The sequence below is a fragment of the Streptococcus humanilactis genome, assembly GCF_019448275.1.
GTDB classification, from domain to species: domain Bacteria; phylum Bacillota; class Bacilli; order Lactobacillales; family Streptococcaceae; genus Streptococcus; species Streptococcus humanilactis.
Map to the genome: position 1 here is coordinate 494,756 of NZ_JAHXBZ010000001.1, position 17,421 is coordinate 512,176.

A 17,421-nucleotide genomic window follows, 5' to 3' on the forward strand; every position below is an offset into this window, starting at 1 on the left:
TTAAAATCCCATTTTTTCAGCTTTTGCAATCACATCTTCGATAGAACCTACACCACGGAAGGCATCTTCTGGCAAGTGGTCATGTTTACCATCAAGGATTTCCTTAAAGCCACGAACAGTTTCAGCAACTGGAACATAAGAACCTGGCTGACCAGTAAATTGTTCCGCAACGTTAAAGTTTTGTGACAAGAAGAACTGGATACGACGGGCACGTGCAACCAAGGTCTTTTCTTCATCAGAAAGCTCATCCATACCAAGGATAGCAATGATATCTTGCAACTCATGGTAACGTTGAAGGACACGTTTTACTTCTGCAGCAACTGCATAGTGCTCTTCTCCAACGATTTCAGGTGCTAAGGCACGTGAACTTGAAGCAAGTGGGTCAACAGCTGGATAAATACCCAATTGTACCAACTTACGTTCCAAGTTTGTAGTAGAATCCAAGTGAGCGAAGGCTGTTGCTGGCGCTGGGTCAGTATAGTCATCCGCTGGCACATAGATAGCTTGGATAGATGTTACAGAACCCTTCTTGGTTGATGTAATACGTTCTTGCAATTGACCCATTTCCGTAGCAAGGGTTGGTTGATAACCAACGGCTGATGGCATACGACCCAAAAGGGCAGATACTTCTGAACCAGCCTGAGTGAAACGGAAGATATTATCGATAAAGAGAAGCACGTCTTGGCCTTCTACATCACGGAAGTATTCAGCGATTGTCAAACCAGTAAGGGCAACACGCATACGTGCTCCTGGTGGCTCATTCATCTGACCAAATACCATAGCTGTTTTCTCGATAACACCTGATTCTTTCATTTCCCAGTAAAGGTCGTTCCCCTCACGAGTACGTTCCCCAACACCAGTAAATACTGAAATACCACCGTGTTCTTGGGCAATGTTGTGAATCAATTCTTGGATCAAGACGGTTTTACCAACTCCGGCACCACCGAAAAGTCCAACCTTACCACCTTTAAGGTAAGGGGCAAGAAGATCGATAACCTTAATCCCTGTTTCAAGGATTTCAGAAGAGGTAGACAATTCATCAAAAGTTGGAGCTTTTTTATGAATTGGCTGACGCTCTGCGTCTTCTGTGAAAGGAGCCTCCAAGTCAATGGTATCTCCCAAAACATTGAAGACACGTCCCAAAGTTTCTTTACCTACTGGTACAGAGATTGGACGACCTGTGTCCAATACTTCCATTCCACGAGTCAAACCATCTGTTGATTCCATGGCGATAGTACGAACCATACCATCTCCCAACTCTAAGGCTACTTCAAGGACGATTTTTGTTTTTCTTTCGTCATTTTTGTAGACGACAAGTGCATTGTTAATCTCAGGAAGTTTTTCCCCTGCTGCAAACAAGACGTCTACAACGGGACCGATAACCTGAGCAATTTTACCTGAACTCATCTCCTTCTCCTATTCTATATAAGATACTGTCGGTTCCTAGCTCAACTAGGTCCTAAGTTCATTTTCATACGAGCTGGACTAGAGCCTATTCTAAGGCACTAGCACCTGCCACGATTTCTGTAATTTCTTGTGTAATCGCCGCCTGTCTGGCACGGTTATACTGAATTGTCAAATCATTAATGACTTTCTTAGCATTATCTGTCGCTGTTTGCATGGCGGTCATACCGGCAGCATTTTCAGCTGTCTTGGCATCGATAATAGCACCGTAAATCATACTTTCTGCAAACTGAGGCAACAACTGCTCCAAAATTTCTTCTCGGCTGGTTTCCAATTCAAAAGTTAAGCTGTAGTCTTCATCCGCTTCATTGGGATCCAAGTCAACAATCGGAAGCATTTGTTCCACACGCATTTGACTGGTTAGCGTATTGACATGGTGGTTGTAGCAAACATAAAGCTCATCAAAAAGTTCATTTTGGTACATTTCAACTGTTTTTGAAATAATCTTACGAACTTCATCAAAGCTAGGCTGATCTGCCAAGCCACGTAGTTCATAAAGCGGTTGAATACCGCGAGCCTTAAAGAAATCAGCCCCCATTCCACCGATACAGATCATTTCAAAACCTGTACCATCTGGGTGGTATTCTTCCTTCAACTCCATAACGGCTTTCAAAATAGAAGAATTATAACCTCCAACCAAACCGCGGTCTGAAGTGATAACGATATAGCCTGTCTTCTTCACAGGACGGCTAATCAACATGGGATTAGTTGAACCACCAGCTCCATTACCATGAAGAATATCTGTCAAAAGTTTGCGAACCTTCTGAGCATAAACTTGGAAGTTACGAGCTGCTTCTTCAGAGCGACCTAGCTTAGCAGCCGATACCATTTGCATGGCATTAGTGATTTGACTCGTATTTTTTGTTGAGGCGATTTTTGTTTTAATATCATTTAGAGATACTGCCATCTGACACCTCTATTCTTATTGGAAGCTGGTTTGATTGAGAAACTCTGTAATCGCAGCATCCAAGACTGCTTCTTCTGGCAAGTCTTTTGTATCACGAATGGTTTCCAAAATCTCTGGATGTTGAGCGTCAAAGAAGGCATGGAACTCTTCCTCGAAACGAACAATATCATCTACTGGAACAGTATCCAAGAAACCATGTGTCAAAGCATAAAGAATGGTTACTTGTTTCTCAACAGGTAATGGTTTGTGAACAGGTTGTTTCAAGACCTCAACTGTACGACGACCGCGGTTCAACTTAGCCTGTGTTGCCGCATCCAAGTCAGAACCAAATTTAGTGAAGGCTTCCAACTCACGGTATGAAGCAAGGTCGATACGAAGTGTACCAGCAACCTTCTTCATGGCTTTGATTTGTGCAGAACCACCTACACGAGATACAGATGAACCCGCATCAATGGCTGGACGAATACCCGCATTGAAAAGACCATCACCAAGGAAGATTTGTCCATCAGTGATAGAAATCACGTTGGTTGCGATATAGGCTGAGATATCTCCTGCTTGTGTCTCGATAAATGGTAAGGCTGTAATTGAACCACCACCAAGCTCATCAGAAACTTTAGCTGAGCGCTCAAGCAAACGGCTGTGAAGATAGAAAACATCCCCTGGGAAGGCTTCACGACCTGGAGGACGACGAAGCAAGAGAGACAGTTCACGATAGGCTACCGCTTGTTTTGATAGATCATCGTATACAATCAAAACATGCTTCCCTTGGTACATAAATTCTTCCGCCATGGCAACCCCAGCATAAGGAGCTAGGAAGAGCAATGGAGATGGTTGTGAAGCAGAAGCTGTCACAACGATTGTGTAGTCCAAGGCACCGTACTGACGAAGTGTTTCTACTTGAGTACGAACTGTTGATTCTTTTTGTCCAATCGCTACGTAGATACAGATCATATCTTGACCTTTTTGGTTCAGGATTGTATCAATCGCAATGGTTGTTTTCCCTGTCTGACGGTCACCGATAATCAACTCACGTTGACCACGACCAATCGGTACAAGGGCGTCAATAGCTTTCAAACCAGTTTGCAATGGTTCTGATACAGACTTACGTTGCATAACACCAGGAGCTGGTGCTTCTACTGGACGAGTTTTATCAGTGTGGATTTCTCCAAGACCGTCAACTGGACGACCAAGCGGATCCACAACACGACCAATCAGACTTTCACCTACTGGGACTTCCATGATTTTACCTGTACGGCGGATTGTATCGCCTTCACGGATATCTGTAAAGTCACCTAGGATGATAATACCAACGTCTGTTGACTCCAAGTTTTGAGCCATACCATAAGAGCCGTTTTCAAAAATCAACAACTCTCCACTCATGGCATTTTCAAGGCCGTGAGCACGCGCGATACCGTCCCCGATATAGGTTACAACACCTGTTTCAGTCACATCAAAATTGGGTTTGAAATTTTCAATTTGTTGCTTAATTAAAGCGCTGATTTCTTGTGCGTTAATTGCCAAAAGAACACCACTTTCTATTTCAAATTTTCTTTAACAACTTTAAGTTGTTGTTTAATACTCACATCAATTGTCTTGTGATTGGCAAAAATAACAAAACCACCAATGAGACTTTCATCGATTTCTTCTTTTACACTCCTTACTTTCAGAGACATTTTTTTCTCAATCAAAGGGAGCAAGCGACTCTTCTGTTCATCTGTTAAAGGATGAGCTGAAGTAATCGTCACTTCAAATCGATTTGTTTCTTTTTCAAGTCGGTTCAAACAATCTACAAGCACATCATAAAAAAGATTTGCTCTGTGATTGTAAATAAGAACCTGGATCAAGTTTTGCAATAAAGGTGACACAGAGTCTTGGAAGAAAGCAATCGTTTTTTCCTTATCAGACTCGTCTACTGCCACTTTTTTTAAAAAAGAAGGTAAGCCTGTTTCTTCAGCAACTTGCTTGATTTGAGTCAAGTCTGAAAAGATACGGTCTTCTTCTCCTTTTTCAAGTACCAATTGGACAAAAGGCATGCTGTATTTTTCAATTACCTTTACTGTTTTCTTGTCCATCAAGCTTCTCCTAGCTGATCGATATACTGATCAATGAGTTCTTTATGGGCATGACCGTCAAGGTTTTGTGAGATGATTTTACCAGCCAAGCTGATTGTCAAATCTGCTACCTCACCCTTAACGCTTTGTAAAGCTTCAGCTTTGTTTTGAGCAATTTCTTGGTTTGCTTTTTCTTTTAAGCGTCCTGCTTCTAGTTTAGCATCTGCTAAAATACTAGCCTTACTTTTCTCAGCTGTTTCTTTCGCATTCTCAATGATTGTCTTAGCTTCTTTACGGCTACCAGCCAATTCATCTTCGCGTTTTTGAGCCAATACTTCTGCTTTTTGACGTGCTTCTTCAGCTCTATCAATATCCGAAGCAATTTTTTCAGCTCTTTCTTCGAAAATGCCTGTAATATTAGACCATGCAAATTTTTTAATCAAGACTAGCAAAAGGATAAAAGAGCCAGCGATTAAAATAAAATTACCAATTAATTCACCTACTGTTACGTGCATCAGTTACTCCTTTCTACTCTTCATCATTAATTTTATTTCCTAGGTACATAGAGGATAATAGTGTAAAGACATAGGCCTGTACACAAGAAATGAACACGGAAAATGCAGTCCAAACTAAGTTTGTTCCAAATGCGATTGGATACCAAAAAATAGCCTGATGTGAAAGTAAGAGAAGCAAGCTTGTCATTACTTCACCTGCAAAGATATTCCCAAAAATCCGCAAAGCAAGAGAAAGGAAATTCGTGACTTCTTCAAGTAGATTCATCGGTGTCATAAATGCAGGAGTTACAAAACCTTTTAGGTATTGTTTAATCCCACGACGACGAATCCCCTCAATGTGCGCCATCACAATAATACAGAAAGACAAGACAAGGTCAAATGAAAGATTTGCAGTTGGCGATGTCCAAAGGTTTGTCCCATCTGTTGTTTGAAGTTTAGCCATCAAACCAAGATTATTGGCGATGACCATAAAAAGAAATAAACATAAGTAAAAGAGTGAGTAATCTTTCATGTAGTGGGAACCAAGGTTAGGTTCTGTAAATCCAATTACAAAATCATAGAGATACTCTAGTACATTTTGTTTACCTTTGGGTTTCAAGGTCATATTACGACTTGCCCAATAGATAAATGCAAAAATCAGAAACACAGACAGCAAAGTCAAGGCTGTCAAAGTTAAATCAAAGGTAACAGGACCAATATTGATGGTTGGATTGATACTTTCTTCCATCTAACATTCTCCCTTCTCCAATTTATATTTCGTTATTTAATAATAAATGAGAAGACAAGAGTTACGAAGAAAGTTCCTTCAATAAAGGCAACCCCTAAAAACATCAAGCTACGAAACTCAGCGATAATATCTGGTTGGCGAGCTACTGATTTCAACAAACCATTCATCAACATACCCTCACCAAGAGACACACCCATACAGGCAAGACATAGACCGAAAAATGTTAAATTCATGACGAATTCTCCTTTTAATTAAAATTTACTTACTTAGTTTAGTCCTAAAAATTGGATTTGTCAACTTTTTACTAACATTGAAAGCGTTTAATGAAAATTATTTACAATTTTACTATTTTTAAGCCTATTATATAGAAAACTTTGTAAAAAACTTGTAATAAATCCGTCCATTATCTAGGTCTTTCTGAAAAATAATGAAAAAATCCGAGATGAAATCTCGGATGGAAATTAATATATTTTTTTAACCTAATGTTCTTTTAGTAAATAGGATTAAAGGGAAAGCAACTAGAAAGCTTTCGTCTCCTGCACGCTTATTAAGCACGAACTGTGACGCTGGTGCCATCTTCCTTATAAAGATTGATAAGTCCTTCTTTGAGAGCTCGAACCATATCTCCTGCTTGAACAGGTTGTGGGACTTTGATTGTCAAGAGTTCCATTGGATTTGGAGCGCGATCGATCTTATTTCCTTTAGCATCATGCAAATCTTCGATATAAGTCTCAAAATGACGGAAACCTGGGCCATAAAACTCAACTTGGTCCCCTTCGTTAATGACGTTCCGTTGGCGAATGGTTGCTGTTTGTGTCGCATCATCGTAAGAAACCACTTCAGCGACAAACTTATACTCAGGAATTTTACGACGAGCACCAAACAACTGCTCATTTTCAGATGGTGTACCATAGTAGAAACCTGTTGCTAATTCACGTTGGGCAACCTTCCACATTTCATCAATCAAGTCCTGCTTGATAGCTTCAAACTTCTCTGGACTTTCTAGATAAGCATCAACAGCTGCCTTGTAGCAGTTTGTTACTGTTGATACGTAGTGAATAGACTTCATACGTCCTTCAATCTTGAGACTGTCCACACCGTTTTCAATCATATCTGGGATATGGTCAATCATGGACATATCAACGGCTGACATTGAAAATTCTTCAGGAATTTCACCTTTAAGACTCTTACGTTCCTTCCCAAATGGCATATCGTAAAGGTCGTACTTCCAACGACAAGACTGAGAGCAACCACCACGGTTAGCATCACGCATACTCATGTGGTTTGAAAGAGTACAACGACCAGAGTAAGAAATACACATGGCTCCATGAACAAAGGCTTCAATCTCAACATCTGTACGTTTGCGAATTTCTGCCAATTCTTCCATTGAAACCTCACGCGCCAAAACGACACGAGTTAAACCTAGTTCTTTCCAGAACTCAAGTGTTTCATAGTTAGTCGCACTTGCTTGGGTAGAGAGGTGGATTTCAAGACCAGGCGCTTCAGTCGCTGCAATCATAATCAAGGCTGGGTCAGACACGATAACTGCCGCGATTCCGATATCACGTAGTTTACGGAACCACTCACCAGCACCAGCCTCATTTCCTTCGTGCATAACCATATTGGCAGCCACATAAACCTTAGCACCATACTTGGCCGCAAACTGGACACCTTCTTCCATCTGTTCGAAAGTAAAGTTTCCGGCACGGCTACGAAGGCCATAGGCCTGACCACCGATAAAGACAGCATCTGCTCCATATTGAACAGCTACCTTTAGCTTCTCTAAAGTCCCTGCAGGTGATAAAACCTCTGGACGTTTTAATGTTTTTGTCATGTTTTCTCCTATTTGCAATATAAAAGTTTGACGTTTTTCCTTCTCATTTTATAGTAAATAAGCCATAAAATCAAGCCTAGACAGATTGTTTTGACAATTCTAATCTTTTATCAGTTGAAACAAGTAGTCAAAAAGCCAGATAAAGTAAAAACCAGTACCCAAAGATACTGGCTAATTAAACTACATGGAATAAGCTAGTCCTTAAATGACTATTCCCACTCACTAAAAGTCAGATATTGGCTATTTAGGGTAGTTGATTTAATAGTGATTGATAATACAATCAATGAGTACGATTTGATATTATTTGAGTCTTTTGTTGTTAAATTGTTGTTAACGGAGATAATGGTATTCTTCTACTTCAAGAAAAATATTATGCTTGCCGACTTTGGTAAAGGTTCTATAACTGTTAATAGCACAATGACTTTTAAAAAGTTTCTTGATGATTATTTTATACCAGACTATAAGAGCCAAGTAAGAAAACGTACTTTTGATATGACACAATCAAAATTTAAAAGACTGTCATTTTTTGAGAATATGAAGTTATCGGATATTCAAGCACCTCATGTAAAGAAGTGGCAAAATGCAATGTTTATAGAGGGGTTATCTAATAATTATATTCGTTCTGTTCATCAAATGTTACAACAGATTTTTGATTTAGCAGTTAAATTGGGTATGTTGTCAAATAATGTTGCTAAGACGGTAGGAAACGTAAAAAAAGACCGTCCTAAAGTTGATTTTTGGACGGTAGAAGAATTTCAGCTATTCATTAGTACATTTGATAAATCTAATATCTATGAATTATTGTATTTTACTACATTTTGGTTTTTCTTTATGACTGGAGTTAGGACAAGTGAATTACAAGCTATTGAATGGTCGAAAATAGATTTTGAAAAAGGTACTGCTTTAATAAACTGCTCAATGTATTATAAAAGCCAAAAAGAGTGGTATCTTACTGATACAAAATCTATATCAGGTGTAAGGCTTTTGTATCTTGATGATGATACATTAGAACATTTGAAATATTGGAAGAAAGCACAATCTCAAATAGGAGAATGTAAATTTGTATTTTCCATAGCAGATAGTCCGTTGGTAAAATCAACTCTTAAACGTGTTCTAAAATCTCATAGTGATTACGCAAAAATAAAATCAATAAGGATCCACGATTTAAGGCATTCTCATGCCAGCTTTATGCTCTCTCTAGGAATGAATGATTTAGAAATGCAAAATCGTCTAGGACATGCTGATATTAAGACAACACTTGGAACCTACTCTCATTTAAGGCCAAATGCTATGAAAGAAGTAGCTACTAGGATGACTGGGAAAGTAGTGGTGAGTGATAATATTGTCAGAAAAAGTAAATTTAATGGCAATCAGAATACTAAAAATTTTCAATCTAAAGTTTTGTCTGACTAGCGAAGTCTGTCCGATTAAACTTTAGATTCCTACGGTAAACTATTAGTGTTTACCGTATTATTAGTTATAATTCATATAATTCCGAGATTACATTTGAAATACTAGTTAGCAACTCTTGCGAGTTTTCCCTATTTATTGCTCACAATATAAATTGAAAATAGGCATGAAAAAGACGATAGATTTTTTATTTCTATCGTCTTTAATACTTTACGTTCGACAAACTGGGAGTTGTCTTTCCGTTGTTGCCAAGAAAGCCTCAATTTATCTATATTTTTCCAATCTCAATAACCCTTCTTCGTCCGGAAGAGTAATCCCATTCTTATAATTATATCCCATCTTCAAATAAAAAGGTGTTGCAGTTATAGAAGCTGGAATTTCTACTCTTTTTGCCCGAAGGAAAAATTCATCTTTCTCAAGTGTTTCAATAATCATTCGCCCTACACCTTTTCCTTGATAATCCGGTAGTACAAAAATAGTGAAAAGACTACTTTCATCTTCTTTATCCCAATATGGTCCTATCGCCCCACACCCAACAATCTTTTCAGCATCACATACCACATAAAAATGCATCCAGTTTGCTCTTTCTAAAATATTTTGTGGTTGCAAAATCTTTACATCATTTTCTATATACTCTAATGAATAATCTTTGATATTAGTAGTTCTTAAAGTTGTTACAACTAATTCTGACACTTTTTCTGCATCTTTAGGTTCAAATTTTCTCACAAACATCTTATTTTTTCCTCCACACCTTCAAATTTATCATATTATACCATATTATACCATATATACCTATTTAAAAGTAGATTAAAGATAAGTATAGTTTATAGTGAAAATTATAGTTTTGTTGTTAAATTGTTGTTAAAATAAAGTAAAAAGCCTTAGAAAGATTGATTTCTAGGCTTTTTTTAACTCATTAACTCTATTCCCACTCAACGGTTGCAGGTGGTTTACTTGTAATATCGTAGACGATACGGTTAACGTGGTCCACTTCGTTTACGATACGTACTGAGATTTTTTGAAGAACTTCCCATGGAATTTTGGCAAAGTCAGCTGTCATACCATCGATCGAGGTGATAGCACGGATTGCAATCGTATAGTCATAAGTACGACCGTCACCCATAACACCGACTGAACGAACGCCTGTGTTAACAGTGAAGTATTGCCAGATATCGCGGTCAAGACCTGCTTTAGCAATTTCCTCACGAAGAATAGCGTCTGACTCACGAACTGTTTCTAGTTTCTCTTCAGTGATTTCACCCATGACACGGATAGCAAGTCCTGGTCCTGGAAATGGTTGGCGCCATACGATATGGTCTGGCATACCAAGCTCTGTACCAAGGGCACGAACTTCATCTTTATAGAGAGTGTTGAGTGGTTCAATCAATTCAAACTGCATGTCTTCTGGAAGACCACCCACGTTGTGGTGTGACTTGATAGTTTGAGCTGTATCTGTACCAGACTCGATAACGTCTGTGTATAAGGTACCTTGAGCAAGGAATTTCACATCTTTGAGCTTACTTGCTTCGTCATCAAAGACATACACAAATTCGTTACCGATGATTTTACGTTTTTGTTCTGGGTCAGAAACGCCAGCAAGTTTATCAAGGAAACGTTTAGCAGCGTCTGCTTTGACGATATTCAAACCAAACTTACCACCAAGCATGTCCATAACTTGGTCCGCTTCTCCTTTACGAAGAAGACCGTGGTCTACAAAGATACAGATTAATTGATTGCCAATAGCCTTTTGGAGAAGAACCCCAACAACTGAAGAGTCAACCCCACCTGATAGACCAAGAAGGACACGTTTATCACCGACGGTTTCACGAATTTTTTGGATCTGCATATCAATGAAGTTATCCATTGACCAGTCGCCTTTAGCCTTACAGATGTTAAGGGCAAAGTTACGAAGGATGTCATTCCCGTATACAGAATGGCGAACTTCAGGGTGGAATTGGATACCGTAAATATGTTTATCAGGGTTTTCGATGGCTGCGTATGGGCAGTCAGCTGATGTACCTGTACGAACAAAGTCAGCAGGAATTTCAGTAACCGCATCACCATGGCTCATCAAAACAGTCTGCTCGTCTGGTGTTGATTCAAAAAGAGCTGATGGTGTGTGAGTAAGAGTTGATTGACCGTATTCACGATTTCCAGCATCACCTGCAGGAACAACTTTTCCTCCAAGTTTATGGGTCAATAACTGCATACCATAACAAATTCCCAAAATAGGAATTCCAAGTTCGAAGATTTCTGGGTCAATATCAAATGAACCATCTTCGTATACAGAGTTTGGACCACCTGAAAGGATGATTCCTACAGGGTTGATTTCACGAACTTCAGCAGCTGAAATTTTATGGCTTTTTAGTTCTGAAAAAACACCAATCTCACGGATACGGCGTGAAATCAGCTGGTTGTATTGGCTACCATAGTCCAACACGATGATTTTTTCTACATCTTTCAAATCAGTTGAAATGTTGCTCATCTTTTTCCTTTCTTAAAAGAAATATCTTTTTTCAATATTCTATCACAAATAAGGGTGAATTACCAACTAAACAAGGCGAAGATTGACTTTTTCTTGTTTATTAGGGTACAATAGAGAAAAGATAGAAATGAAGTGAAAATATGCTACCTGCTTATATGAAAATCCATGATCAGATTAAAAAGGATATTGACGAACATCGTTGGGCTATTGGGGAGAGGCTTCCTAGTGAACGAGACTTAGCAGAGCAGTTTGCGGTCAGTCGCATGACCCTCCGCCAAGCTATTTCCCTCTTGGTCGAAGAAGGAGTTTTAGAGCGACGTGTAGGAAGTGGCACCTTTGTATCCAGTACACGTGTACAAGAAAAGATGCGAGGGACAACCAGTTTTACTGAAATTGTTAAGTCCCAAGGTAAAGTTCCCTCTAGCCAGCTCATTTCCTACAGAAAAACCATTCCCAATGAGCAAGAAGTTGCCAAGTTAGGCATTTCTCCAACGGAAAATATTATCCGAATGGAACGGGTTCGCTATGCCGACCAAGTTCCTCTGGTTTATGAAGTTGCTTCTATTCCTGAAAAATTCATTAAGGACTTTAAAAAAGAAGAAATCACCAGTCATTTCTTCCAAACTCTACAAAAACATGGCTACCGTATTGGCAAATCACAGCAGACCATCTATGCTCGCCTTGCTAAGGAAAAAATCGCCCACTATTTAGAAGTTGAAAAAGGACATGCTATTCTTGGTCTGACTCAGGTTTCCTACCTAGAAGATGGTACTGCATTTGAATACGTAAAAAGTCAGTATGTAGGCGAACGTTTTGAATTTTATCTTGAAAACAATTAATACTCTTCGAAAATCAAATTCAAAACGTGTCAACGTCGCCTTGCCGTACTCAAGTACAGCCTGCGGCTAGTTTCCTATTTTGCTCTTTGATTTTCATTGAGTATAAAATACTACGCAAAAACTCTCTGTCACGGACAAAGAGTCTTTTTATTTTTCTAAGAGTAAATCTTTCAAAGAAATCAGAGTTACAGCAAACAATATCATTGCCATACCAAGAAAATCAATGGGATAAAATTGTTCATTCATGATTAGGAAGGCAAAGAAAACAGCCGAAATTGGCTCAATTGAAGCCAACAAACTTGACTTGACCGGCCCAATCAGACTGGCTCCTTTTAGAAAGGCTGTATAGGCAAAGACAGTCCCGATAAGGATAATACCTGCAAAAGCAAGGAGAAAATCAAGACTAGTCGGGATAGCGGCCTGTAGAACTCCTGTAAAAGGAAGGGCGACCAAACCTGCTATGACCATTCCTACACCAATGACCAAACTGCTACCCCACTTCTTAATCAAGGTTATGGGCAAAATGATATACAGGGCGTAAGTCAGAGCAGAAAAGAGCCCCCAGAATAGGCCAGAAGGTGTCATGGATAACTGGTCCAACTGCCCATGTGTTGCGATCAGGAAGGTTCCTCCGATGGCTAATATGATAGAAACAATCTCTCCCAGTGTCGGCGCCACCTTATCCTTGATACAGCTATAAATCAAAATCCCGACAGGACAAACATACTGAAGCACTGTCGCGGTACCTGCATTGGTCTCCTGAATAGCAGTTAGATAGGCAAATTGATTGAGGAAGAGACCAATTAGAGCAAAAATGAGAAGAGACAGCAAACTCTTTCTATCCTTTAAAAAGGCCAGCATTCTATCCTTTGCAGTGGCATAAGCCAAGAGCATGAGAATCCCACCGGCGATAAAAAGTCGTAAGTTAGTTAAAACCAGAGCCGAAATTCCGTGTGCCATCAGGTATTGCCCACTCGTTCCTGACAAGCCCCAAGCAATCCCAGCCACAACTGTTAATAGAGTCCCTTTTAAACTATTTGACATGTCTCTCCTTACTATTCTTTGCGAATCAAGTCCATCACTTGATTGCGGTCTACAATCCATTGAGCCCTCTCATCCTTTTCATAGGTGCGATTCGATAGGAAAATGGCCGCTTCTTGCTTCCGACGATTCCACATGATAAAGGTACCTGTATAGCCCGTATGGTCTAGCCAATCTCCTTCCAAATTCCATGCCAAAGAACGTTCCTTGTCATCCAAAGGAGAAAAATTTTGACTCAAGTCTCTTGCAAAATCATCTGCTAAATAGTGTTCTAAAAAGATTTGTAAATCCTTTACAGTCGAAAACAAACCAGCACTCCCTGCATGTCTGCCCAGGAGGCGAGCCTTGGGATCATGTACCAGACCTGCCTCGACACCTCTGACGGTTGGAACAGCAAGCTCAACAGGCCCAAATTGGGTTTCCGTCATTCTCCAAGGATTCCAAACTTGTTCCTGTAAAATCACATCCAAATCCTTATCAAAGATTCTTTCCAAAATAAAGCCCAAAAGTAAAAAATGGACATCCGAATAAAGAAAGGCTGGCTGACTTCGTCTCTTGAGATGAAACATAGCTTCCTTTAATTCTGAGGCTGTTAAAAGATCACGATTGGGAATAAAAGGATCAAGATCTGTTGCGTGAGTCAAGAGCTGGCGAATAGTGATGTCTGGATAATCACTCTCTGGTAAAAAATCTGTTACCGGTCTGTCAATATCTAATTGACCATTTTCCCACAAGAAGGTAAAAACGGTGCCAACCCCAACAACCTTGCTGACACTAGCTAGATCATAAACCAGTCCTGCCTCGGTCTGCAAGCCATGCTCTGGGTCACTCTGGCCTAAATAGAACTCCGTCCATTGATTGTCCTTAAAATACGCAAAAGAGGCTCCGGGATAAATCCCTGCCTCGATTTGTTCTTCTATTTTTTTAATAATCTTGGTCCACTTCATACTTCTTCAAACCACAATTCAACATTATTTCTATCTTTTCCAAGGAAGAATTTTTCAGACTTAGGAATAAAATATTCTGTAGACTCAAACTTCTGGCGCAGACTTACTAAATCTAATTCATTGACCAAGAATTTGAGCATAGATAAGTCCCAGGTAACCGTACTGTCCACAGTCAAATCCTGCCCCTGTGCTGGAATAAAATCAAGGGATTCCCCAATTTCAGATGATTCCAAGAAACTTTCGATATTAGTTGGGAGGTGTAATTCCATAGAAATCTCAAATTTACTTAAAGAAATTGACTCCAGATCTGTTTGAAATCTAGGCTTTTCTTCTACTTCTACTAGACTTGCTCTGTCATCTTCTGCATGAATCAAAATCAAATCATTTTCGGGTGAAAAAATCTCAAAAGCGTAGCCATTTTGACCTTTATATAATTGATGAATCGAATCTGTTTTAGCTAATAAGGCCTCGATTTCTAAGGGATTTTCCACCTTGACAATCAATCTAGCTAGTTTTTTTCTTCCCTCTACCTTACGAGTGCGCATACTTGGAGCTTCTTCTAAAACCAGCTTTTCTAAACCTGTTTGATCACCTAGTGACAGAAAGGCTGACTCTTCTAATAAGGCCATCATGCCAAGGGTTCCTATATAAAATGTTTCATTTAATTTTCTATTATTAACTTTTAAAGTAGGAATAATCCGTACAATCTGATTTACATTCATAAACTCCTCCAACTCTTTTATTTTAAAGGATTTTAGAATTTTTTACAAGAAATTATGCTCAGATTTACCAATTTTCACCCCATTAAAAATTTTTCTTCAAAAGGCTGACCTAAAACTCCATTTTTAGGGAAACATACAAAAGTCAAAAAATAGATAGTATAAACTGGAATGCTAATCAATGGATTGATAAGAAATAATTGACTGTCTTTGTTGATTTTTGATTACGGAGGAATATTAGAAATAAAAAGAACCAGCTCTTAGAACTGATTCCTTTTACAAGTGAAAAATTAGTTATTTTCAACTTTTTCATCGTATTTTGGTCTTAGTGTTGTACCTGAGTTAACAATGGTACGTTTTTGAACAAGAGGAAGGTCTGTGCGATTATAAACTGTACGCCATGGTTCCCAAACAAGACCTGTTTTTTCTTGAATCTTCACGCGAATATTGCGCACATTTCCTCTAAATTGAAGTTCAGTTTGGAAACCAGCTGTTCTGTTTTTACCATTATCTTCCCATTGACGTGAGCGAATGCTTTCAACTCCATCCTTATCATAAGTTACTTCATCCCAGTAAACATAGTAGCGAGCGATATAAGCTCCCTTATGGTGTAATTTGAGGTAACCATTTTTATATGAAGTCACTTTAGTTTCAATGTAGTCTGTATTGCTTTGAATTGTGGCTACTTGATTATCTTTCAAGAATGCAGTCTTATAAGAAATTGGAACAGCAGGGTTTTGTGTACTGAAAGTAGCTCCTTCTTGAATCAATTTCTTCAAATCTTCTACTGTACCTGTCACAACACGTGCAGCGCCATCAGCATTTCCACCTACGATTGAAACTGTTACAGTTGTATTCTTCAAGACACGCGCCCATTCAGATTCTGGTTTAATAGGCACCCCTTTGATGACAGCATTAATTGCTGCTTTCAACTCTGTACTCTTGCTTGTTGTTTCAAACTTAACATACATTTGACGTCCGTATGAAACGCTGGATACATATACAGGAGGTGTTGTTGCATCAATTCCACGTGCTTTCAATTGATCAACCGTTACTCCTGGAGCAAATACATCTGATGGATTTTTTGGAGCATCAAAGTTAGCAGTATAGTAAATTTGTTTAAAATCAACAACTTCAACTTGTTTTTCACCTTTGTTCACAGCCTCAAAGTCAATTTTCAAATTAACACCGACTTTTTCAAAATCACTTCCGAATTTTGCTTTCAATTGATTCATGCTGTAAGCAGAAGTTGATTCATACTGCATACGTGCTGGAGCAGGATTTTTCGCAGCATACTTTTCATGCCAACGATTTAACAGGGTATTTACACCTTCCTGCATACCACTTGCAGTTGGTTTGGCATCTACATAGCTATCTCCGCCAACCATACCTGGCAAGTCGACGCTAATTCTACCTTTGCTACGATCTAAACTAATTTGTTGTGGTTTATTTTCTAGGAGATCTTGATTTGCTTTAAACAATGCACCTAGGAAAATATCTCCGTTACCATTAATGGCAACATCAGCAGAACCATTAGAAAGGTTTTTCTTCACTTTTTCTACAACCACAAATTCACTTCCTTGTTGTTTTGTACTTGTATTAGTGTAATTTTCTAATGCTTCGCCTTTTCTAGTCAAAATGTTTAGTTTATCATAGTTTAAACCAAATAAATAGTTATTTAACTCTGCAGTATAATCTTTTTTGGCTTTGTTTTCTGTTTCAACTTTGTTTTCTGTTTTCTTATTTGCTACTACTTTTTCTTCTTTTACAGCACGATATACTTCAACTTCTGCTAAACTAAGAGGAGTTTTAGATTTATTTAATTCAATTTTTACATATCGTGCATTAACTCCTGAGAATTGAACATCAACTGTTGGTTGATTGTTTAAGCTATCAACATGTTGACGAGTTACTTCATTTCCAGCTTTATCCAACAAAATAACATCAAAATTAGATAAACGATTTGCTACATCCCCATCTCCACGATTGTAAATACGAACAGTTCCCACACCTTCTTCTTTTTCTAGATCAACTTTCCACCAAGAATGATCTTGAAAATTTGTATGAGTAACTGAGTGATGTCTGTAATTATTATCTCGATTACCGTCAACCGCTCTAGAAGCATCTGCATCATAATAAGTCGAACTCTGACTTGCAGACTTATGAGCAGCAATATTTTCACCAGCAACTTCAGCAACGCTTGGTTCTGTTGCTTTTACTACATTGGTTTGAAATACAAGGCCAGAACCTAGCAAAAAGGCTGCAATGGCAACACCACATACTCCAACACTACGTTTACGAATAGAATAACGAAATCCTTTATCTTGTTTGTTTTGAGACATACAAAACTCCTATATATATTTGAACGAATTATTTCTTGAACGCGCTTTCTTGAAACAATAAGAGTATAACATAAAAATATTATAGATGCAATCATTTTCTTAAAAAATTATTATTTTTTATTAGTTCAACTTGTATAGTT

16 protein-coding genes are annotated in these 17,421 nt (G+C 38.7%); 2 read left to right on the forward strand and 14 right to left on the reverse strand.

Features of this window, described 5'->3' with window-relative positions; all coding sequences use genetic code 11:
- The 8 genes from atpD to KV696_RS02315 form a co-directional block, all read right to left on the reverse strand.
- Positions 1-1,407 carry a F0F1 ATP synthase subunit beta gene (atpD, locus tag KV696_RS02280; protein WP_000094357.1) on the reverse strand — a complete coding sequence of 469 codons (1,407 nt, stop codon included), beginning with the start codon at positions 1,405-1,407 and terminating at the stop codon, positions 1-3.
- An 85-nt stretch (positions 1,408-1,492) separates the two neighbouring features.
- Positions 1,493-2,371, reverse strand: a complete 879-nt coding sequence (locus tag KV696_RS02285; RefSeq protein ID WP_061423902.1) for a F0F1 ATP synthase subunit gamma — start codon at positions 2,369-2,371, stop codon at positions 1,493-1,495.
- Between the two features lie 15 nt (positions 2,372-2,386).
- Positions 2,387-3,892, reverse strand: coding sequence for a F0F1 ATP synthase subunit alpha (gene atpA, locus KV696_RS02290; RefSeq protein WP_000996629.1), 1,506 nt, complete (start codon positions 3,890-3,892; stop codon positions 2,387-2,389).
- A gap of 14 nt (positions 3,893-3,906) precedes the next feature.
- Positions 3,907-4,443 (reverse strand): F0F1 ATP synthase subunit delta, encoded by a 537-nt coding sequence (locus KV696_RS02295; protein WP_125393932.1) that lies wholly within the window; start codon positions 4,441-4,443, stop codon positions 3,907-3,909.
- Entirely contained in the window at positions 4,443-4,937 is a 495-nt protein-coding gene (gene atpF / locus KV696_RS02300; RefSeq protein WP_000558549.1) for a F0F1 ATP synthase subunit B, read from the reverse strand. Before atpF ends, KV696_RS02295 begins: the two co-directional genes overlap by 1 nt.
- A gap of 13 nt (positions 4,938-4,950) precedes the next feature.
- Positions 4,951-5,664, reverse strand: coding sequence for a F0F1 ATP synthase subunit A (atpB, locus tag KV696_RS02305; RefSeq protein ID WP_000392863.1), 714 nt, complete (start codon positions 5,662-5,664; stop codon positions 4,951-4,953).
- A 32-nt stretch (positions 5,665-5,696) separates the two neighbouring features.
- On the reverse strand, positions 5,697-5,897 hold the full coding sequence (locus KV696_RS02310) for a F0F1 ATP synthase subunit C (protein ID WP_001054559.1): 201 nt from the start codon (positions 5,895-5,897) through the stop codon (positions 5,697-5,699).
- A gap of 314 nt (positions 5,898-6,211) precedes the next feature.
- Positions 6,212-7,498 (reverse strand): peptidase U32 family protein, encoded by a 1,287-nt coding sequence (locus KV696_RS02315; protein WP_000169065.1) that lies wholly within the window; start codon positions 7,496-7,498, stop codon positions 6,212-6,214.
- A 372-nt stretch (positions 7,499-7,870) separates the two neighbouring features.
- Here KV696_RS02315 and KV696_RS02320 point away from each other — a divergent pair, with 372 nt between their 5' ends.
- Positions 7,871-8,911, forward strand: coding sequence for a tyrosine-type recombinase/integrase (locus tag KV696_RS02320; protein ID WP_258318539.1), 1,041 nt, complete (start codon positions 7,871-7,873; stop codon positions 8,909-8,911).
- A gap of 261 nt (positions 8,912-9,172) precedes the next feature.
- Here the strand turns inward: KV696_RS02320 and KV696_RS02325 are convergent, their stop codons facing one another.
- Positions 9,173-9,640 (reverse strand): GNAT family N-acetyltransferase, encoded by a 468-nt coding sequence (locus tag KV696_RS02325; RefSeq protein WP_004635121.1) that lies wholly within the window; start codon positions 9,638-9,640, stop codon positions 9,173-9,175.
- Positions 9,641-9,830: 190 nt separating this feature from the next.
- Positions 9,831-11,393, reverse strand: coding sequence for a glutamine-hydrolyzing GMP synthase (guaA, locus tag KV696_RS02330; RefSeq protein ID WP_219966740.1), 1,563 nt, complete (start codon positions 11,391-11,393; stop codon positions 9,831-9,833).
- 140 nt (positions 11,394-11,533) lie between these two features.
- Here guaA and KV696_RS02335 point away from each other — a divergent pair, with 140 nt between their 5' ends.
- Entirely contained in the window at positions 11,534-12,232 is a 699-nt protein-coding gene (locus KV696_RS02335; protein WP_000936183.1) for a GntR family transcriptional regulator, read from the forward strand.
- A gap of 147 nt (positions 12,233-12,379) precedes the next feature.
- On the opposite strand, the gene KV696_RS02340 is transcribed toward KV696_RS02335, so the two are convergent.
- The 4 genes from KV696_RS02340 to KV696_RS02355 all read right to left on the reverse strand — a co-directional run bounded on the left by KV696_RS02340 (position 12,380) and on the right by KV696_RS02355 (position 17,281).
- Complete coding sequence (locus tag KV696_RS02340; protein WP_023942973.1) at positions 12,380-13,276, reverse strand: DMT family transporter; 897 nt, start codon at positions 13,274-13,276, stop codon at positions 12,380-12,382.
- An 11-nt stretch (positions 13,277-13,287) separates the two neighbouring features.
- Positions 13,288-14,220: a serine hydrolase domain-containing protein gene (locus tag KV696_RS02345; RefSeq protein WP_023942975.1), complete on the reverse strand. Its 933-nt coding sequence runs from the start codon at positions 14,218-14,220 to the stop codon at positions 13,288-13,290.
- Positions 14,217-14,942: a CppA family protein gene (locus KV696_RS02350; protein WP_219966741.1), complete on the reverse strand. Its 726-nt coding sequence runs from the start codon at positions 14,940-14,942 to the stop codon at positions 14,217-14,219. Before KV696_RS02350 ends, KV696_RS02345 begins: the two co-directional genes overlap by 4 nt.
- A gap of 287 nt (positions 14,943-15,229) precedes the next feature.
- A complete protein-coding gene (locus KV696_RS02355; RefSeq protein ID WP_219966742.1) occupies positions 15,230-17,281 on the reverse strand; it encodes a thiol-activated cytolysin family protein in 2,052 nt (683 codons plus the stop codon).
- Positions 17,282-17,421: the final 140 nt, after the last annotated feature.